The 16,671-nt window shown below is 26.8% G+C and carries 22 protein-coding genes, 1 rRNA gene and 1 pseudogene; 11 read left to right on the top strand and 13 right to left on the bottom strand.

Going from position 1 to position 16,671, the window contains the following annotated elements; all coding sequences use genetic code 11:
* Positions 1-60 precede the first annotated feature (60 nt).
* From ACNI3D_RS12775 to ACNI3D_RS12730, 10 genes and pseudogenes are all read left to right on the top strand, one after another.
* Positions 61-1,527 (top strand): PAS domain-containing sensor histidine kinase, encoded by a 1,467-nt coding sequence (locus ACNI3D_RS12775; protein ID WP_419767283.1) that lies wholly within the window; start codon positions 61-63, stop codon positions 1,525-1,527.
* Position 1,528: 1 nt separating this feature from the next.
* A complete protein-coding gene (locus tag ACNI3D_RS12770; protein WP_419767282.1) occupies positions 1,529-2,212 on the top strand; it encodes a response regulator in 684 nt (227 codons plus the stop codon).
* Between the two features lie 95 nt (positions 2,213-2,307).
* Positions 2,308-3,495, top strand: coding sequence for an NAD(P)/FAD-dependent oxidoreductase (locus tag ACNI3D_RS12765; RefSeq protein ID WP_129101761.1), 1,188 nt, complete (start codon positions 2,308-2,310; stop codon positions 3,493-3,495).
* 9 nt (positions 3,496-3,504) lie between these two features.
* Positions 3,505-3,858: a DUF1641 domain-containing protein gene (locus ACNI3D_RS12760; RefSeq protein ID WP_129101760.1), complete on the top strand. Its 354-nt coding sequence runs from the start codon at positions 3,505-3,507 to the stop codon at positions 3,856-3,858.
* 170 nt (positions 3,859-4,028) lie between these two features.
* Positions 4,029-4,175 (top strand): annotated as a pseudogene (locus tag ACNI3D_RS12755) (magnesium chelatase subunit ChlI family protein); the annotation flags it as partial.
* Positions 4,176-4,244: 69 nt separating this feature from the next.
* Entirely contained in the window at positions 4,245-5,126 is an 882-nt protein-coding gene (gene era, locus ACNI3D_RS12750) for a GTPase Era (protein WP_419767281.1), read from the top strand.
* Positions 5,127-5,223: 97 nt separating this feature from the next.
* Complete coding sequence (locus tag ACNI3D_RS12745) at positions 5,224-6,090, top strand: hypothetical protein (RefSeq protein ID WP_419767280.1); 867 nt, start codon at positions 5,224-5,226, stop codon at positions 6,088-6,090.
* Positions 6,062-6,757 carry a hypothetical protein gene (locus ACNI3D_RS12740; RefSeq protein WP_419767279.1) on the top strand — a complete coding sequence of 232 codons (696 nt, stop codon included), beginning with the start codon at positions 6,062-6,064 and terminating at the stop codon, positions 6,755-6,757. The genes ACNI3D_RS12745 and ACNI3D_RS12740 overlap by 29 nt, the downstream gene beginning before the upstream one ends.
* Positions 6,741-8,093, top strand: coding sequence for a GspE/PulE family protein (locus ACNI3D_RS12735; RefSeq protein WP_419767278.1), 1,353 nt, complete (start codon positions 6,741-6,743; stop codon positions 8,091-8,093). The genes ACNI3D_RS12740 and ACNI3D_RS12735 overlap by 17 nt, the downstream gene beginning before the upstream one ends.
* On the top strand, positions 8,090-8,989 hold the full coding sequence (locus ACNI3D_RS12730) for a type II secretion system F family protein (RefSeq protein WP_419767277.1): 900 nt from the start codon (positions 8,090-8,092) through the stop codon (positions 8,987-8,989). The genes ACNI3D_RS12735 and ACNI3D_RS12730 overlap by 4 nt, the downstream gene beginning before the upstream one ends.
* A 26-nt stretch (positions 8,990-9,015) precedes the next feature.
* Here the strand turns inward: ACNI3D_RS12730 and ACNI3D_RS12725 are convergent, their stop codons facing one another.
* The 13 genes from ACNI3D_RS12725 to ACNI3D_RS12665 all read right to left on the bottom strand — a co-directional run bounded on the left by ACNI3D_RS12725 (position 9,016) and on the right by ACNI3D_RS12665 (position 15,343).
* Complete coding sequence (locus tag ACNI3D_RS12725) at positions 9,016-10,119, bottom strand: tyrosine-type recombinase/integrase (RefSeq protein ID WP_419767276.1); 1,104 nt, start codon at positions 10,117-10,119, stop codon at positions 9,016-9,018.
* Positions 10,061-10,291, bottom strand: a complete 231-nt coding sequence (locus ACNI3D_RS12720) for a hypothetical protein (protein ID WP_419767275.1) — start codon at positions 10,289-10,291, stop codon at positions 10,061-10,063. The genes ACNI3D_RS12725 and ACNI3D_RS12720 overlap by 59 nt, the downstream gene beginning before the upstream one ends.
* Positions 10,292-10,295: 4 nt before the next feature.
* Positions 10,296-10,706, bottom strand: coding sequence for a YopX family protein (locus tag ACNI3D_RS12715; RefSeq protein WP_419767274.1), 411 nt, complete (start codon positions 10,704-10,706; stop codon positions 10,296-10,298).
* A complete protein-coding gene (locus ACNI3D_RS12710; RefSeq protein ID WP_419767273.1) occupies positions 10,703-10,966 on the bottom strand; it encodes a hypothetical protein in 264 nt (87 codons plus the stop codon). Before ACNI3D_RS12710 ends, ACNI3D_RS12715 begins: the two co-directional genes overlap by 4 nt.
* Positions 10,963-11,319, bottom strand: coding sequence for a hypothetical protein (locus tag ACNI3D_RS12705; protein WP_419767272.1), 357 nt, complete (start codon positions 11,317-11,319; stop codon positions 10,963-10,965). The genes ACNI3D_RS12710 and ACNI3D_RS12705 overlap by 4 nt, the downstream gene beginning before the upstream one ends.
* Before the next feature lies 1 nt (position 11,320).
* Positions 11,321-11,563 carry a hypothetical protein gene (locus ACNI3D_RS12700; protein WP_419767271.1) on the bottom strand — a complete coding sequence of 81 codons (243 nt, stop codon included), beginning with the start codon at positions 11,561-11,563 and terminating at the stop codon, positions 11,321-11,323.
* Positions 11,564-11,572: 9 nt separating this feature from the next.
* Entirely contained in the window at positions 11,573-12,817 is a 1,245-nt protein-coding gene (gene dcm / locus ACNI3D_RS12695) for a DNA (cytosine-5-)-methyltransferase (protein WP_419767270.1), read from the bottom strand.
* 650 nt (positions 12,818-13,467) lie between these two features.
* Positions 13,468-13,608, bottom strand: coding sequence for a hypothetical protein (locus ACNI3D_RS12690; protein WP_419767269.1), 141 nt, complete (start codon positions 13,606-13,608; stop codon positions 13,468-13,470).
* A gap of 32 nt (positions 13,609-13,640) precedes the next feature.
* On the bottom strand, positions 13,641-13,919 hold the full coding sequence (locus ACNI3D_RS12685) for a hypothetical protein (RefSeq protein ID WP_419767268.1): 279 nt from the start codon (positions 13,917-13,919) through the stop codon (positions 13,641-13,643).
* A 1-nt stretch (position 13,920) separates the two neighbouring features.
* The gene (locus ACNI3D_RS12680) at positions 13,921-14,181 is read right to left on the bottom strand and encodes a hypothetical protein (protein ID WP_419767267.1); all 261 of its coding nucleotides are present in this window, start codon (positions 14,179-14,181) and stop codon (positions 13,921-13,923) included.
* Positions 14,182-14,202: 21 nt separating this feature from the next.
* A complete protein-coding gene (locus ACNI3D_RS12675) occupies positions 14,203-14,412 on the bottom strand; it encodes a hypothetical protein (protein WP_419767266.1) in 210 nt (69 codons plus the stop codon).
* Positions 14,405-14,578 carry a hypothetical protein gene (locus tag ACNI3D_RS12670; protein ID WP_419767265.1) on the bottom strand — a complete coding sequence of 58 codons (174 nt, stop codon included), beginning with the start codon at positions 14,576-14,578 and terminating at the stop codon, positions 14,405-14,407. Before ACNI3D_RS12670 ends, ACNI3D_RS12675 begins: the two co-directional genes overlap by 8 nt.
* A gap of 3 nt (positions 14,579-14,581) precedes the next feature.
* Entirely contained in the window at positions 14,582-15,343 is a 762-nt protein-coding gene (locus tag ACNI3D_RS12665; RefSeq protein WP_419767264.1) for a hypothetical protein, read from the bottom strand.
* Between the two features lie 609 nt (positions 15,344-15,952).
* Here ACNI3D_RS12665 and rrf point away from each other — a divergent pair.
* A 5S ribosomal RNA gene (gene rrf / locus ACNI3D_RS12660) occupies positions 15,953-16,068 on the top strand.
* Positions 16,069-16,671: the final 603 nt, after the last annotated feature.

Genomic DNA, 16,671 nt, shown 5'->3' with positions numbered 1-16,671 from the left:
TTATGTTAATCTTATCAATCTATGTTATAGTGATTCCTATAATATATCCATGGAGTTTACATGATATTTAAAGATTCGAAATTAGCAAATTTAAATGAAATACCAAAAACTATAATCCTACTTATTGATAATGATGAAAAAATCGTAGAAAGTTGTGGTAAACAGCTTGAATTATTTAATATCTCTGCAAAAAATAAAAAATTGAATAAACTCTTTTCTAAGAATAACTATAATTTATTAAAACCTTTAATAAACCAAGAAGAAGAAAGTATAAATATTTATTGGGAAGAAATTAGTTTTGAAGTTAGTTTTCAAAAAATTCCTAATAGTGAATTAGGAGGTTTATATTTTTTTGATATTACTAAATACTCCAATGTGGAAAATGAACTTAAAAAAAGTATGCATGATTTGGTCTCTAAAAAAGAGGAATTACAAGCTGTTTTTGATTTAGCTGCAAATGGAATTTCAATATTAAATAAAAATGGTATGTTTTTATATGCAAATAATTTCTTTCAAAAAATGATGGGTTATACAATGGAAGAACTATATAAAGAATCATGCATATCATTATCCTCAGAAGAGTATAAAAAAGCATCTGAAACAGCAGTAGAAAAAGCTATAAAAGAAGGAAGTGTTGTAAACTTTAGAAAAGTATGCGTTTCAAAATCTGGGGAACATATAAATGCTAGTATGTCACTTAGTTATGTAAAAATAACAAATACAATTGTAATGATAACTTCTGATATTACGGATGATATAAAATACCAAGAAGAGTTAAAAAGACAAGTCGAATTAGAAGTTGCAAAAAGAACAGAACAATATGAAGTTATGTGCCACCAATCAAGACTTGCAGCTATGGGAGAGATGATTGATTCTATTGCTCATCAATGGAGACAACCTCTAAATGGCTTAGGTATTATAGTCCAAGGACTAAGACACATTTCTAATGCACAAGAGATAAATAAAGAGCTTCTTTTTGAAATAGAATTAGAAATCATGGAAAAAGTTAATTATATGTCCCAAACAATAAATGACTTTTCAGAATTTTTTAGAATATCAAAACAAAAAGAGACTTTTAATTTGCTAAAAAATATTAAAGATGCAATAAGACTTATTGATGTTCAACTAAAATTAAATAACATAGATATAAAAATAGTAGTAAGTAAGAATACTACTTTAGATGTTTTAGGGTTCCCAAATGAATTTAGACAAGTTATTATGAATATGGTTCATAATTCAATGATGGCAATCATAGAGAAAGAAGTGACAAATGGATATGTACATATTGATATAAGTTCTACAAATATTGAAAATAAAGTAACTATTTTAGATAATGGTGGAGGAATAGAGAAAAAATATTTTGAAAAAATATTTGACCCATACTTTAGTACAAGAGAAAAAGGTAGTGGAATAGGGTTATATATGTCGAAAGTTATAATTGAACATCATATGAAGGGTAGATTGAGTGTAAAAAATCAAAATAAAGGCACAAAATTTACTCTATTTTTACCAAAAGGAAAAGAGTAAAATGGAAAAAATATACTCTCGTTTACAATCTCATACAATATTAATAGTTGAAGATGATGAAAGTACTTTAAAGTGGTTAAAAAGAGTTCTTAGTATTTATTTTAAAGAAGTATATGTTGCTTGTGATGCTTTAGAGGCTTTGGAAAAATTTAATATAAATAAAACAGATATTGTATTGACAGATATACAAATGCCTCATATTGATGGATTAACTTTTTTAAAAAAACTTGCTTCAATATCACCTCAAACCATGAGAATAACAATGACTGCTTTTAATGCAGTTCCATATTTAAATCGTGCAGTTGATTCAGGAGTTCAATTTTATTTAAAAAAACCTATTGATATAGATGAATTACTTTTTGCAATATCTTCTCATATGCCAAATAGTAATGAAATTATTGAAACTGTAAATTTAGGTAGAGGTTTTATATATGACCCTTTAAAAAAGATGCTTTTTAAAGAATCAAAGTTAATAAAACTTACTAAAAAAGAGTTGCTTTTATTGGAATTGTTTTTAAAAAATAAACAAGGATTTATCTCCTTAGAGTTAATAGAACAAAGTATTTGGGAAGAACAAGCAACCCCTGATGCAATACGTATGGTAATAGTAGGCTTACGCAAAAAATTATACAGTGAACTCTTTGAAAACTTAAAAGGTTTAGGATATAGAATAAATCTTTCATAACATATTTTAAAACCTTATATAAATCTTATATAAACCTTATATTTGTCTTGTTTTGCTTTGTTACAATATTTTACATACGTTGTAAGGAGTGAAAAATGAAAAAGATTCTTATTGTTGGTGGCGGTACTGCTGGAACAATGACCGCAAATAATTTAGCTAAAAAATTAATGCCTGAGATTGACAGAGATGAAATAGAAATTACAATGATTTCAAATTCATCAAAGCATGTTTATAGACCAGGAGCTATGTATGTTGCTTTTCATAAATCAGCTGGAAATGAATTTATAAGAGAACAAAAAAGTCTTCTTATGCCTGAGATTAATTTTCATGTGGATGCAGCAGTTGATATTCAAACAAAAAATAATTGTGTTGTTGCTCAAAGTGGTAAAAAATATGTATATGATTATTTAGTACTTGCAACAGGTTGTGAAGTAGCACCTGATAGAATTCCTGGTCTTGAAGAGGGGGGAGATTGGTTTTATACTTACGAAGGTGCTAAAAAGATTGCTAAAAAGTTTGAGAAACTTAAAAAAGGTAGAGTGTTAGTTACAGTTAGTTTTCCTAAAACTGAAAATATTCCACATCAATGTGGAATTGCACCTATTGAAACAACAATGATGTTACATGATTATTTAACAGAAAGAGGTGTTAGAGATGATGTTGAAATTGTATATACATATCCAAAAAAGGCACAATCTGTAGTAGATGGATTATTTTTACAAGTTCCTACATCAAATGTATTACCAATGATTTTTGATGGTATTAATGTAAAACATAAAACATCATTTACCTTAAATAAAGTGGATCCAAAGAAAAAAATAGCATATTCAGAAGAAGGGGAAGAGATAGAATTTGATATTTTAATGTCAACTCCACCTTTTATTGCAGCAAAAGTTATAAGGGACTCTGGCTTATCAAAAGCAAAAGATAATGAAGGTTGGCTTCCTACAGATAAAGAGAGCTTAAAAGTGATAGGTTTAGACAATGTTTATACCTTAGGTGATACAGTTGATTTATCTGTTTCAAAAGCAGGAGGGACAATTCACAATCAAACTGATGTAGTTGCCGATAATATTGCTGCTGAAATTAGGTTTGGGTACCCTACAGAGTCTTATGATGGTAAAGTAATTGCTGTTGCACAAATGGGACTTTCTTGTGGTATGCCTTTATGGTATGACTATGAAGAAGATGTTAAACCCACACCTTGTAGTAAATTAGGGAGTTTCGTAAGATTAGGTTTTAATAAAGGTTTATATTGGGCAGCTGCTCGAGGTATGTTATAGGAGAAAGTTATGAGTGAAGAAGTAAAAGTAATAAAAAGTGCAGAGATGCAAAAAATCGAAGAACAAATGACTATGTTAGTTCAAACTGGTAGATTGAATAATTTAATTGATTTATTAGCAGTAGTATCTGATCAAATTGAAATGACAACAACTCCAATGGTTGAAAAGATGGTAACATCAATTGATAATATGGCAACCGCAGGTTTTATAACTGAAAATGCTGTACGTCATGCAAAAAGAGAAAATGCTAAAAATGAAGTACCTTCTTTATTTGGTTTATTAAAACTAATGAAAGATGAAGATACAAGAAGGGGATTAGCGTTTATGCTAAATTTAACAAAAGGTATTGGAAAACAACTCTAATAACTATAATTTATAACTGTCTATTAAGCCCGTGCATAAACTTATGTACGGGTACACATTCGTAATTTTAGACTTAATATAAAATAAGTACTTAAAAGTTATTAATATACGACTATTGAACCTTAATACTACAGTGCAATGACACAAAACTCTGAACAGTCTTTATATATATAAATTTATCAATGACAAACTATTTACTATTTTTTAGAAGTATTAACAAAGTTTTAAAAGTATCAAGGACGATCGTTAATTTGGAAAATAGTGTAAATATAAAAAAAGAACATATTTTTGAGGCACTTAGTTTCAGAAAAAGATAAAATTATTGTATAATGCGAAAAAATTAGATTTTACGAAGGAAAACTTCGTATTGATTACAAAGGGATGAAATGACAAAATGCGGATATGTATCAGTAGTAGGAAGACCAAATGCAGGGAAGAGTTCACTACTTAATTGGTTAGTTGGTGAAAAGATTGCAATGGTTTCTCACAAAGCAAATGCTACAAGAAAAAGATCAAATATAATAGTTATGCATGAAGATGACCAAGTTATATTTGTAGATACTCCAGGAATACATGAAACAGAAAAACTATTAAATCAATTTATGCTTGATGAAGCACTAAAAGCAATGGGTGATTGTGATTTGATTTTATTTTTAGCACCAGTTACTGATCAAGTTTCTCATTATGAGGCCTTTTTAGAAAAAAACAAAAAAAATACAAAACACATCTTACTTCTTACAAAAATAGATTTTGTTTCAAATGAAGAAGTTTTAGCAAAAATGAAAGAGTATGAAAAATTTTCTGATAAATATGAATCAATCATACCAGTATCAATAAAAAAAGCAACAACTCATGCAGATATTTTAGATGTAGTTGTAAAATATCTTCCGGAGCACCCTTATTTATTTGACCCAGAAATTTTGACAACTGAACACTTAAGGGATATTTTTAAAGAGTTTATACGAGAGTCAATTTTCGAAAATATTTCTGATGAGATACCTTATGAAACAGATGTTTTAATAAATAAAGTAGAAGAGAAAAAGAATGTTGATGTAATAAAAGCTACAATAATTGTACAAAAATCTACTCAAAAAGGTATGATTATTGGTAAAGGTGCAACTGCAATAAAGAGAATAGGGAAAGATGCTAGAGTAAAAATAGAAAAACTTACTGGTAAAAAATGTTTTCTGGAGCTATTTGTTTCTATAAAAAAAGGTTGGACTAAAAACAGAGAAGGCTTAAAAGAGCTTGGATACGATATAGATTGATTAAAAATTTCATATTAGTTATTATATGATAACTAATATGAAATAGTTTTGTTATTTTTAAGTTTCATAATAATATAATTTATTATGGAATACTCAAATGATACAAAATATTATAAGTCTTGATTTTACTTATTCAAATATAATTAAAGTTTCAGAAGAAATTTTAAATAAAAACCTTGAAAAGTTTATTTTTCATAATTTGGAAGAAAAAACTACTTTTAAAAAAAATCACAAAATCTTTTACACTTACTTAAAATACTCAAATGAGTATTTTGTTTGTTTTTATGAAAATAAGAATAATGCAGTATTTATAATTGAATTAATTATTAAGTATATCAAAACTAAAAAACTTTGTAATAAAAGAGTTCTCGTTTATTATCAAGATTATTTATTATTGTTTGAGAATTCCTATTTTTATTACTTTCAGAAAATAGAAAATGAACTTCAAAATCAAGATATCCAAGTGTATATCAAAAAAAGATTTTTATTTGATTATGATGAAGTAATAAATATTGAGAATAACGAGTTACAAGCTTATAAAAATAAAAAAATAATTACTTCAGATTTATCTTATATTCATAATAACAATGAACTAAAGTTTTATTACTTATATCTATTCTCACTATTTTTTTTATGTTTATCTTTTCTATGTTTTACTTATTATGAAAAAGAATCTAATAAAAAAGAACTTCAATTAATCCAGAATAATAAAACAAAACAAAACAAAATAATTCCAAAAAGTAAAAGTTTATATTTTAAAATGAATAGTTTATTTTCCACATTGGAAGAACATAATATAAAAATATCAAAGTTTGATTTTAATAAAAAAAGTTTAACAATAACTCTTTTTGCTAAAAATAGAGAGGACTTTTATACTTTTATTCAACCTTATAAAAATAAAAAAATAAATTCATTTTTTAAAACAAAGGAGGGCTATGAGATTAATGCATCATTTATTTTTTAATAGCAAATATAGAACTTTATTCTATTTTCTTCCTTTATTTCTTACTATTTCTTTTATCTATCTTTTTTACTCATTTAGTCAAATAAATGAATATCAAAATATAAAAAAAGTAAATATTATTAAAAAAGAAAAAAAATTAAGATTATTTGATTTTATTTATGATTTAGAAGAAGAAATAAAACATAAAAAACTAGATGTTAAGAATATAAAAATTACACCTAAAAAAGTTTTTTTACAAATTGAAGATGATTTTTTAAAGAGTATAGCTGTTATTGATTTTATTGAAAAATATAGTTCTAAAATAACTATTAATAAATTAAGCTTTAAAACTCTAGGTAACAATAAAATAAACTTATACATAGAAATAGAGTTAAATAATAAGGATATATTTTATAAAAAATCAATACCACAAGAGATTAAGAATATAGTTTTATATCAAAAAAATACAATAAATAGTAAAGAAACATTTATTATTAACGATATAAAAGAAGATATAAAAATTGATGCAATTATTAATAACACTGTTTTAGTAAATAATAAGTGGTACAAAATAGGAGAAAAAGTAAATGGAGAAAAAATAATCTCTATAAAAAGTGATTTTATTGTGATAGAAAAAAATAATCACAAAACAAAAGTATGGATATATCAAAATGAATATACTAGATAATTATAGATGTGACTATGAACTTATTAAAAACTATGATGTTAAAAGTTTAAGAAATAATTTAGTTTTACCAATAAAAAAAGATGAATATTTTATTACAGTAATAGTTTGTGATGAGAGTTCAGATTTAGAGTTATTTGATACTAATTTAGTAATAAAAGAGATTAAATCTAGTAAAAATGAAATTTTATTTTGTTTGGATGATTTTGAAGAAAAATATGACATTTTTATAAATTATAAAAATTCAATACAAGAAAATCAAGAAAAATCTATTCATGTCTTTTTTGATTTTGTATTAAGATATTCTCTTGAAAAAAAGTGTAGTGATATACATATTGAAACTTTAAGTGGGTGCTTAATAATAAGACTTAGAATAGATGGTATTTTAAAAACTTTTTTTAGTTTTGATCTCAGTTTTTATTTGATTCTTAGTTCATATATTAAACTTATATCAAATATGGATATCACAGAAAAAAGAAAACCACAAAATGCAAGATTTGAAAAACAAGTTTTAAATAAAGATAAAATTGATTTTAGGGTATCAACCATGCCAACTATTACAGGCGAATCAATTGTATTAAGAATTTTAGATAATGGAACTAATAAAAAGGAATTAAATAATATTGGGTTTGATAATCTTATATTGGAAAAAGTTAAAAGAACAATCATAAAATCAAATGGCTTAATTCTAGTTACGGGTCCCACTGGAAGTGGAAAGACTACTACTTTGTACTCTATATTAAATGAGTTAAATGATAATTCTAAAAAAATCATTACAATAGAAGATCCAGTGGAATACCAGATAAAGGGAATACAACAAGTCGCAATTAATAATGCCATAGGATTGAGTTTTAATGATGTTTTAAAAAATATATTAAGGCAAGATCCTGACATAATTATGATAGGTGAAATAAGAGATGAAGAGTCTTTGAGTATAGCTATTCAAGCTTCTCTTACTGGTCATTTAGTTTTCAGTACCTTACATACTAACGATTCTATTTCAACACTTTCTAGGCTTTTTGATTTAAATGCAAAACCATATTTAGTAGCTTCTACTTTAAGAGCTGTTATTGCTCAAAGATTAGTGCTTAAACTTTGCCTTTTTTGTGAAGATGGTTGTAGTAAGTGCAATTATACTAGGTTTGAGGGTAGGTTATCATTATTTGAGTTTTTAGAGTTTGATGAAAATATATCTTCGATTGTGGCAAATGATTTTGATAAAAATAAAATTATGCACTATGTAAAAAGTATTGGCTTTAAATCTCTTTTTGACGATGCAAAAGAGAAAATTGAAAAGAATCTAACAACTAAAGATGAAGTAAACAAAGTATTATTTTGAATAAGTATAAAATAAACTATCAAGAAAACCAAAAAATCAAATCTAAAGTTATAATAAGTGATGATTTAAAAAAAGAAAAACTTCCTGAGAATATCGTAAAAATAAAAAAGATAAAAAAGCTTCAATTTAAAAATATCAAAATAGTAAATAAAGCAAATGAAGAGCAGATTATTGAATTATTTATCCAACTAAGTATTATGTTAGATTCTAATATTTTATTAATAGATGCTATAAGAATCTTACAAAAAAGTATAAAAAATGATTATTTATCAGATATATTAGTCTCTATGGAATCTGCTTTGCAAAATGGAAGACCTATTTATAAAGCTTTGGAAAAATATGAAAAAGATTTGAATCCAATTATAATTCCTTTTTTCATGATATTTGAAAAAAATGGAAATATAAAAGCTGTCATTGTGGCTTTGTCTACACTTTTAAAAATAAGACTAAAGAATAAAAAAGAGCTGAAAAATTCTTTGAGATACCCTCTAATCGTCATGATAACTTTTATCTTAGCCCTTAGTTTGATTTTTATTTTTGTAGTACCAAAATTTGAAAATATATTTTTACAATATAACATGCAACTTCCTATTTCTACTATTTTATTACTTAACCTAAAAAATTTCTTTTTAAAATACTCTTTATATCTTTTACTTTTTTTTATTTTCATTTATTTTGCAATAAAATATTTTATTAATATATCTGATAGATTTTCTTACTTTAATGATGAATTTTTTATAAAATATCTCCCCGTAATAGGAAGTTTAAATAAAACATATGAACTATATAATTTTTTTGTGGCACTAAATATTTTATTACAATCAAAATATGAATTTCATTTAAGTATGGAAAATGCATCAATTTTAATAAAAAATAAATACCTTTTGGCTAGATAATCTAAAAAGCCCTTTATATAAAGCTTTTAAGCACTTGTAATATTTTGCGTGACATTTTCTGTGTCATTTTCGCCTTTAAATACATCAAATTGACCATCAAACTTGGCAATTTCTGAGGGAATAAATTTGTTGTATCTATTGATTAAAGTTTGAATATTTGCATGACCTAACCATGCTGCTATTTGATTCAAACTAAACTGTTGAGACTCAATCATATTTGTTGCAAAAGTATGTCTTGTCTCGTACATTCTTCTTTCAGGGATTTTAATCCGTCTTAATAAAGGTCTCCATTCATAAATGGTTAGATTAGATGATGAATAATGTCTCCCATTCTTTGTGCAAAAAACATTTTTATTCAATCCTGTTCTCTTTTGTTGTTCTCTTAGATAAGGCTCTAAAATATCAAATAAAGGAACATATCTAGTTGATGTACCTGTTTTTGTTGTTTGTTCTTTGTAGTTTCCTACTGTTGCATTAATATAGATTCTCTTATTTTTAAAATCTATATTTTGCCATTTTAGAGCAAGTAGCTCACCTGTTCTAATTCCTGTATAAAAAGCAACTGCTAAATAAGCCTTGAAAAAACCATTTGCATTATCAAGAATAGCTTTTACTTCTTCTTTGGTAAATGGTAAAATCTCTTTTTTCTTTGCCTTTGGTAAACTAATTTTATCAACAGGATTAGAATTAATCTCATCATCAATAAAGGCTTCATTAAAAATGCCTTTACAAATAACTAAATGGTCCTTCATCCCTTGAACTTTTATATCTTTAGTAAAGATAGCTTCTTTTATTTCAGATGCTTTAATCTCTTTTATGTCACGATCAGCAAAAAAACTATTCCAAAATCCAATATACCTTGAATACTCTTTTAATGAGTTAGGCTTCAAATCTCTTTTAGATTTCAAAAACAAATCGCTATAATACTTGAATAACTTTTTATTTACTTTTTCAAGTATGATTTCACCTGTTTTGATTTTATGCATCATTACAGGTATGATTTCTTCTTGTACTAATTTAAGATTCTTTTGGCTTTTTTCATACTTAGTTTTTTTTCTATATCTTTTGTTATTATGAGAGAAACTTATCCAAACAAATTGGCTGTCTTTCCGTAGGTATGCTTTTGCCATTGCTGTTTTCTCCTTTCACTAAGAAGTCAACCGCACTTTCATCAAATATTAGTTTACCACCATTTGGTTTAAAATAGTGCTCGCCTTGTTTTAAGTGTTTGATTTTTTTATATAATGTATTAACTGAATAGTGTGTTTTTTGGCTTAATTGTTTAATGTCATAATAGCTCATAGTTTTATTCCTCCAATAACTCTTTATTTTCGTAGATGTTGCCTATTACTTCAAAATTATCTCCACTAGGTATTAATTTGCCAACTCCACTAAATTTATTTCTTATAAATGTTGCATACCATATATATCCATTTTCTTCATCTTGTCCAACAATTCCATGTTTTCCTTGGATATTATCTGTCCATGAATCATCAACATATCCTTTATAATAAATAACAATATCACCTTTATAAATCTCAATATCATTTTTAACTTTTAGTCCTGTAAACTGACAAACAGCAACCAACTCAAAACTACATGGTATATTATTTGTAAAGGCTTTTAATTGCCCGTTTTCAATCTCTTTAAGAGTTAGTATTGTGTTTTTAAACTCTTTGCCATTACTGAATATGTATTTGAATTTTATTGGTGTCATTGTTTTTCCTCGTTATATTGTTCTATAAACACTTCCCCTAATGGTGTTAATTGTTTATTGGTACTACTTTTGCCATCAATAAGAAATCCACCTTTAGTCATTATGTAATATGCAGTATGACCACTCCAATATCCATTAAGTTGGTCGTTAAGATTTTTATGTAATTGCTTTTTCATAGTATCTATACTTTTAAGTGTACTTTCTCCACTCCAATTTTCCTCAAACATTTTTCTTATTATTTTTTCAATTAATAAATTCATCTTCCTCTCCCTTTCAATTTAAGTTCTCTTAGTCTTTCTCTTCTTTTTGCTGCATACTCTCTTTTACTTGCTCTTATTCGCTCTTTTTTGCAGTCTTTACACTCTGTGTCTCTTTTGCCATTTATATAAGTATAATTGCTCTTATGGAGTGTATTGCCACATTTACCAGTACATATATAAAACTCTTTGTTATTTTGCTGTTCTTTTATATGTAACTGCTGTTTTATACTTTTATTTGAAAGTATATTTTCTCTAAAAACATCAAAAGCAAGAGGTCTATAACTTGAACTTTTGTGTTCTTCATATCTTTTTTTGATGTAGTTTTCTAAATCTGTTGATAGGTTTAGGCTCATGCTACTTTCTCCTTAAACTTATACATCTAGGCTCTTTGCCTTCTTCTTTAATCCATTGCTTAACTTTTTTACCTTCATAAGTCCGTCTTAGTATTGAACACTTAGAATACTTTGAACATTTTAAGCAATTAATATCTTCAAAATACAAGCCCTCACTTCCATTACTTGGAAAGTATGGCTTTGAGTTTTGAGGTACTTCTGGGATATTTCTTTTTTGTTTGGGATTTTCTCCAAATAAGTTCATATCTTCTCCTTAAATAAAGTCAAATAAGCTAGTTGGACTAACTACCTCTTGCTTTTGATACAATGCTCTTAATATATGTCTCATAACTGTTACATTGATTGCATTTCCTGATATTTTGTATGCTTGTGTATCTGATACTATTAATATAATATCTTCATCTTTTAACCCTTGAAGTCTAAATGTTTCAAATGGTGTTAATCTTCTAATCATAAAGTTATAGATAACTCCAATATTCCCACTACACTCTAAAGTCTGTGCATAACCTTTTCCTACTCTTCCTCTTCTTATAGTTGAAGTAGGTCTTGATAAGTTTATGCAGTCATAGTCTTTTGCAGTTTCATATCCTGATTTTGTATTTGAGTTGATAAAGTAGCCTTGTGCATATCCATGAGTGCCACTTGTTAATGTATTTGATACACCATCTACACTCACTACGCTACTCGCTTGTGTATTTTGATTTATATATCCTACTTTTATATAATCATCAGTTGATCGATTACCGGATACAGTATTTAAACATGCAGCAACTTTGTCTCCACTTGTGGGATTAAAACCAAATCCATTACCTCTTTCCTGGTGTCTCTCTTTATGTGCAATAAACCCATCAATCATTTTTTGAGATAAAAAGTATTTCTCCGGTACCCACTTTTGAAGAACATCTTTAAGTCTTAATTCAAGTGGTATTTTTTCAGGTGTTTTGTATCTATGGTAAGCATTTACATCAAGAAAACCAATTATAAAAATCCTATCTCTATTTTGTGGATCTCCATAATCTTTTGCATTCATTCTTGATAAATGAATATAATAACCTTGTTTTCTAAAAGTGTCACATACAAGTTTATAATCTGCTCCACCATTTGAGGATAAAAGCCCGACTACATTTTCAAAGATGAAAACTTTTGGTTTCATTTCTTCTTGAACTCTTGCACCATGAAAGAAGTGTGATGATTTACTTCCTGTAAGACCTTCACGATTTCCACTAAGTGATAAATCTTGGCAAGGACTACCCCAAACAAATAAATCAATAAAGAATAAATACTTTTTTGCACATAGTTCTTTGATGTCATTATAAAATGTTTTAGGCTTACCATGAAACTTAAGATACTGTTGCCTTGCATATTTATCCCACTCACAAGCAAAGATTATCTCATGCTTTGTATTCTCATATTTAAGAGCAAATTCAACAGCAGCAAGTCCACCACTAAAAGCAGTTGCAACTCTTAGTGGTAGATTTGGTTTCTCATTTATACTCATAGTTTGTTCCTTGATTGTTTTATAAAGTTGGGTTTCGCCATGGCGAATGGGAAGGGAAGCGAAAGAGGTACTTGTATTTTCTAAAATTTAGAGTAAAAATATGAACTGCTTAAGCTAGTTTTCAATTAAGACACCTATCATTTTTTAAAATTTAACAAATCCCCTACCCCCAAATTGTTTCGGAGTTTTGTAAAATTTAATTTACACCTTACCTTCAATTTTCACTAAGTGAATTTAGAATGTAGTAAATATTTTGAAAGGAGCTATCATGTAAAGATATGGATTAAAATAAACAAAATGTGTTTTTTAATAATTTTGAGAATTTCATTTTTGTTATAATCATTTGGTTTTAAAAATATGAAATATGGGCCTTCAAAACTATGGCATAATAAAAGATTTGCTTTTAAAAAGTTGCCTTAAAAAAATGAAATTTGTTCAAATTTAGATGTGGTAATAAAATTTACCTTTTTCTAAAAACTTATTTATAGTCATAATCCTCTCCTTATATAATCTAAACAAAGCCTTGATACTCAAAACTCAATTTAAACTACATTTGATATAATCTTCAAGCACTTTTTAGTGTAAATTACAGATTTAAAGTTAAGAATATGAAGAGTTTATGGCTCTTCATAATTCTTTCTATTTCACTATTATTTTTTCTTTTTCGTAGCCATTAATAAGTGTCCTATCGCTCTATCTATTTGCACTCTTCTTTTACCTTTAACCTCTTCTCTACATTCAAATAGACTTTGAATACTTTTTTTTAAAGCTTTTTCTACTGACTTTTTCATACTTTTTCCTTTTATATTTTTTACTTAATTCTTTAATATTTTTCTGCATCCGTTAGAGTGATATTCGATTTTTCAATAAAATCATCAACCTTCCCATATCCTTCTATGAAATCAGTTTCTCCTCTTATCAAGTACCAACCAATATTTGCCTCGTGTTTTTCTTCTCTAGTTTCAAACCTATCGAAATCCAAATCATTAGAAACTTCATGGAAATGCTCTTCATATGCATCCATTAACTCTTCACTTAAGAACCCTTCTTTTATTTGAAACTCAATGTTTACTTCTATTTTTAAATCCACTTTTTTACACATCTTATTTCCCATCCTTTTCAATATCAAAATAACCAAGTACATTCAACAACTTAGTATATGTTTTGGTGTTTTCTTTTGTAACTTTAATTAGCTCTTTAGTTTGCTTATATTCTTTTTCAAACTGTGATACTTCCATTGCTACTTTTACGACAAGTAAGATAACAAGTATGCTAAAGAGCATATTGAAAAAATCTTTTTGTCTATTTAGTCTTTTTACTCTTCTACCTACTGCATCATCTATTGTTATTTCTATTTTTTCCATTTACAGTTTTTCCCCTTTTTTTTAATAATCATCTCTAAATATATAACCACAGTCTTTACACTCTTCTTCATAGATGGTAACTCCACCACAAAGAAAGTTATAAGAACTGCACTTTGGGCATTTTGATTTTTCTTTTATTCTAATATCAACATTAAAAAGTGTATTATCAGGTTGATTTTTTACATTTTCAATCTTTAGTAATAAAAGATTTAATAGCTTTTGCTTATCCATTCACTCTCCTTATATATAAATCTTTTAATGTTCCTAATCTGACTCCATTTGGTATTAATAATGGATTTTGTTTTTCTAAATCTTCCTCTTCATTTGTTCTCTTTAGTTCCTGCAGCTTATATGGTTTTGTGATCGGTTTACTTTTTATTATGATTGCTTTGCACATGGTTTATCCTTTCTTTAAATACATTTTGTATTTTTTATTTTCGATTCCAGTTATTGCAGTTCTAATCATTTTAAGAAGACTAAATTTATTTACTATCTCTTTAATATGTGTACCTATAAAACTGTAATCCTCTTCATAATCTTTTGAATAGATTTTTACTTTCTCATGTGTTTCTGTTCTACCATTTGCAAACAAATCAAGTTCTAAACCATTATTACAAGTGATAATAAATTTGTACTCATTAAATTCTCTTCTATCTTCATGCTCTTTATCTAAAATAGTGAACTCAAATTTTGCTGTTTTTACTTCATCAATATACTTTTCATTATCAAGATATATTAAAAGCTCTTTGAAATGTTTAACATCTAAGACCTTATCCCAAATCGACATTGAGTTTAAGTACAATTCATACAATCTATCATCATCTTTATATTTATCATAGAAATATAATTTATCGGATTTAATATCTTTCATATCAAATAAAATATCAGTTACATAATTTTCCCATGCTCCGAATTTTTTATCTCTAATAATTTTAAAATCTTTATCCCTTTCAAAAGTTACAACTTCATCATTTAAAAACTCTTCTAGTTCTTCTGATGTGTCTAATTCTTTTCCTAGCTTTTTGCCCTCTATTGTATCTTCATAAATTTCATCATTTAAAAACTGTTGTCTTATTGTTTCTGCTCTGTTTTTAATTAATTGATAAGTCTTTTCCAAATTATCTAATTTTCTTAAATCTTCATTGTAATTCTTTCTTAGCATAATTTAATCCTTTCATTTTTATAACTGGTTTAAATTCTAATTCTCTTGTTTTTCTTTTTCTAATTAATACCTACTTATCAGGGCATAAGATTTTATTTTTTTTACTCATATTTATCCTTTATTTTTTTGGTCCCGACATTCATGTCGCTACCAAGTTTTATTCCATATAAAAACCACCACAGTATTAAAAAAAATCGAAATCATCCTTTGTATTTGTAGTTTTGTGGTGGCTTATATATAGAATAGAGTCTTTTTTTTAAATAAGTTCTTCTATAAATATGTATAAATATTTATAAATAGTATTACTTTTTGTAATTTTTCTGTGTAAATACTTCACAAAATGAATGATTTTATAAAGTTACCCAGTGTGTTATAACAAATGTATTGACAGTGCACACAAAATTCTATATAATCCGTGTACATCAGAAGTTATTTCTTAGAGATTATTATTTAATATTTTCGTGGAATTAACTTGTTGTTCATGTTAGTTCATTTTTAAACTCCTAGGAATGTAAGAAGTGAAGATCTTACAGATACAGAGGTATTTAATCATTTAGAACACACAAAAAAGCGACTAAAGGGCCATTCGAAAGAATGGCTTTTTTTTTGCCTTGTTATTATTGAGTATTGGAAACACCTAGCTCCATTCCGAACCTAGAAGTTAAGCAATACATCGCCGATAATACTGCTTTTTTCAAGAGTGGGAATGTAGGTCGTTGCAAGGTTCAGTCGCTCAGCTTGTGTGCCTTTATAAGGCTGAATTAGTTTTTTAAAGGAAAATAACTAATGATTAATTTACCAACATTTTTAGGGAATAGAAATATTGCCCTAATTTTAATCTGTATAATTATAGCGTGGTGTTCGTATATCGGATTACCATTAATTTTAGGTACTTGTCTTACTCGCTATGTAGGAAAAGTAACAAACAAATCACTAGCTAGTGCTTTGATTAAAACAGTTATAGACTTTCTTCACAATTATTTATAACTGTCCCGACTTCGGTCGGGTTTTATATCCACTATTGAATTATCTAATATATAAATAACTCAAATATAAATAGCTCCAGCACTTTTCTTTTCTTTATGTATTACACATAAGAGAACCTTTGATATAATTATTTTGCTACAAACTTATATATAAAGGCTCACTTATGGATAATCCTTTGGCTAAATTAAATATTGATTACTGGTACCATGCAGTAACAGTATTATCAGGAGTTATACTTTTTTTCTCTCTCTTTATTGAAATTCAAGAAACAAGTAATAGCTTAGTACAACTTGTTTCATTAGGTTGTTTTTTAATTGGTCTTGGCGAATGGATAAATCATC

The sequence above is a fragment of the Arcobacter siniprincipis (SeqCode) genome, assembly GCF_048571125.1.
GTDB lineage: Bacteria > Campylobacterota > Campylobacteria > Campylobacterales > Arcobacteraceae > Arcobacter > Arcobacter siniprincipis.
Note: the sequence above shows the minus strand (reverse complement) of the source record. Positions and strands in the feature narration are given on the sequence as shown.

What these genes read in the sequence shown, in the direction of transcription:
- ACNI3D_RS12775 (WP_419767283.1), top strand. Translation starts at nt 61, where the DNA reads ATGATATTTAAAGATTCGAAATTAGCAAATTTAAATGAAATACCAAAA.
- ACNI3D_RS12770 (WP_419767282.1), top strand. Translation starts at nt 1,529, where the DNA reads ATGGAAAAAATATACTCTCGTTTACAATCTCATACAATATTAATAGTT.
- ACNI3D_RS12765 (WP_129101761.1), top strand. Translation starts at nt 2,308, where the DNA reads ATGAAAAAGATTCTTATTGTTGGTGGCGGTACTGCTGGAACAATGACC.
- ACNI3D_RS12760 (WP_129101760.1), top strand. Translation starts at nt 3,505, where the DNA reads ATGAGTGAAGAAGTAAAAGTAATAAAAAGTGCAGAGATGCAAAAAATC.
- era (WP_419767281.1), top strand. Translation starts at nt 4,245, where the DNA reads ATGACAAAATGCGGATATGTATCAGTAGTAGGAAGACCAAATGCAGGG.
- ACNI3D_RS12745 (WP_419767280.1), top strand. Translation starts at nt 5,224, where the DNA reads ATGATACAAAATATTATAAGTCTTGATTTTACTTATTCAAATATAATT.
- ACNI3D_RS12740 (WP_419767279.1), top strand. Translation starts at nt 6,062, where the DNA reads ATGAGATTAATGCATCATTTATTTTTTAATAGCAAATATAGAACTTTA.
- ACNI3D_RS12735 (WP_419767278.1), top strand. Translation starts at nt 6,741, where the DNA reads ATGAATATACTAGATAATTATAGATGTGACTATGAACTTATTAAAAAC.
- ACNI3D_RS12725 (WP_419767276.1), bottom strand. Translation starts at nt 10,119, where the DNA reads ATGGCAAAAGCATACCTACGGAAAGACAGCCAATTTGTTTGGATAAGT.
- ACNI3D_RS12720 (WP_419767275.1), bottom strand. Translation starts at nt 10,291, where the DNA reads ATGAGCTATTATGACATTAAACAATTAAGCCAAAAAACACACTATTCA.
- ACNI3D_RS12715 (WP_419767274.1), bottom strand. Translation starts at nt 10,706, where the DNA reads ATGACACCAATAAAATTCAAATACATATTCAGTAATGGCAAAGAGTTT.
- ACNI3D_RS12710 (WP_419767273.1), bottom strand. Translation starts at nt 10,966, where the DNA reads ATGAATTTATTAATTGAAAAAATAATAAGAAAAATGTTTGAGGAAAAT.
- ACNI3D_RS12705 (WP_419767272.1), bottom strand. Translation starts at nt 11,319, where the DNA reads ATGAGCCTAAACCTATCAACAGATTTAGAAAACTACATCAAAAAAAGA.
- ACNI3D_RS12700 (WP_419767271.1), bottom strand. Translation starts at nt 11,563, where the DNA reads ATGAACTTATTTGGAGAAAATCCCAAACAAAAAAGAAATATCCCAGAA.
- dcm (WP_419767270.1), bottom strand. Translation starts at nt 12,817, where the DNA reads ATGAGTATAAATGAGAAACCAAATCTACCACTAAGAGTTGCAACTGCT.
- ACNI3D_RS12690 (WP_419767269.1), bottom strand. Translation starts at nt 13,608, where the DNA reads ATGAAAAAGTCAGTAGAAAAAGCTTTAAAAAAAAGTATTCAAAGTCTA.
- ACNI3D_RS12685 (WP_419767268.1), bottom strand. Translation starts at nt 13,919, where the DNA reads ATGTGTAAAAAAGTGGATTTAAAAATAGAAGTAAACATTGAGTTTCAA.
- ACNI3D_RS12680 (WP_419767267.1), bottom strand. Translation starts at nt 14,181, where the DNA reads ATGGAAAAAATAGAAATAACAATAGATGATGCAGTAGGTAGAAGAGTA.
- ACNI3D_RS12675 (WP_419767266.1), bottom strand. Translation starts at nt 14,412, where the DNA reads ATGGATAAGCAAAAGCTATTAAATCTTTTATTACTAAAGATTGAAAAT.
- ACNI3D_RS12670 (WP_419767265.1), bottom strand. Translation starts at nt 14,578, where the DNA reads ATGTGCAAAGCAATCATAATAAAAAGTAAACCGATCACAAAACCATAT.
- ACNI3D_RS12665 (WP_419767264.1), bottom strand. Translation starts at nt 15,343, where the DNA reads ATGCTAAGAAAGAATTACAATGAAGATTTAAGAAAATTAGATAATTTG.